Annotated in this window: 1 protein-coding gene; it reads left to right on the top strand. The window is 47.1% G+C overall.

Annotated features, from left to right (window positions below; genetic code table 11):
• Positions 1-12: 12 nt before the first annotated feature.
• Positions 13-1338 (top strand): molybdopterin cofactor-binding domain-containing protein (locus B7Y67_RS18220; RefSeq protein ID WP_293599843.1); only part of this gene is annotated, 1326 nt, incomplete at its 3' end.

Here is a 1338-nt window from a genome sequence, read left to right as displayed (position 1 = left end):
GACGATATTCAATTGCCCAGAATGGGGCATGTGGTGTATTGGCGTTCTCCAGTAGCCCATATGAAGATTGGAAAAATTCATACTGAACAAGCAAGCAAGATGCCAGGGGTTCTAGCCATAGTTGATGGCGCCAAAATGGCAGAGCTTTGCAAGCCTTGGGTTGCTACTTTGGGCCACCTAGCTGGCATGAAGTCTGCTCCTCAATATGCATTGGCAATTGATAGGGCTTGCTGGCAAGGTGAGCCTGTAGTTGCAGTAGTTGCCGAAACACGTGCCCAGGCGGAAGATGCTTTGCAGTTAATTGAGGTTGAGTGGGAGGAGTTGCCTGCTGTCGTTTCTATGGAAACAGCTCTGGATGCGGATACGCCAGTAATTCATCCGGAGCTCGGCGATAACCTCTGCTTTACCCGCAGCTTGGATGTTGGCCAGGTTGATGAAGTATTTGCAAACGCAGATGTAGTTGCGGAAGCTACCTTTGGTTTTGGTCGCCATACCGGTGTGACTTTGGAGCCTCGCTGTCAAATTGCCGACTACAACCCAGGCGATCGTCGCTTGACGGTTTATCACTCGCAGCAAGCACCTCACATGATGCAAGATTTATATTGCCGTCAGTTTGGTTTATCTGAGTCTGATGTACATGTGATCTGCAAGGATGTTGGCGGATCTTTTGGTATCAAGGTTCATGCATATCCCGATGATTTTGCAACAGTTGGTTTGGCAATGATGTTAGAGCGCCCAGTTAAATTTGTCGCGGATCGACTCGAATCATTTACGAGTGATATTCATGCCCGTGAGCACCGCATTAAAGGGCGTATTGCAGCCAATAAAGAAGGTGACATATTGGCTTTTGAGATCGACGATCTCACTGCGATTGGTCCATATTCGATGTTCCCAAGAACGAGCGCAATTGAAGGCAATCAAGTGGTGAACTTGGTTGGAGGCCCGTATAAGCATCAAAATTACAGAGCCAAGCTGAATGTGGTGTTTCAGAATAAAACGCCTACATGCCAATATCGCGGAGTGGGGCATCCAATTGCCTGTGCTGTGACTGAAGGTTTAGTAGATTTGGCAGCGCAAAAGTTAAAGATGGATCCATTGGAGTTTCGTAAACGCAATGTGATTCCTGATGATGCTTATCCATGCTCTGGGATTTCAGGGATTAAATTGGAAGTCTTATCGCATGAGCAATGCTTGCGCACGATTGAAAAAATGATGGACTATTCTGCTTTGCGCAAGGAGCAGGCTGAGTTGCGCAAAAAGGGTATCTATCGCGGAATTGGTTTTGCGACATTAATTGAGTTGACTAATCCAAGTCCAGCCTTCTATGGTGTGGGTGGT

The organism is Polynucleobacter sp. 35-46-11 (assembly GCF_002281105.1).
This window is presented reverse-complemented; position numbering and strand designations above follow the sequence as displayed.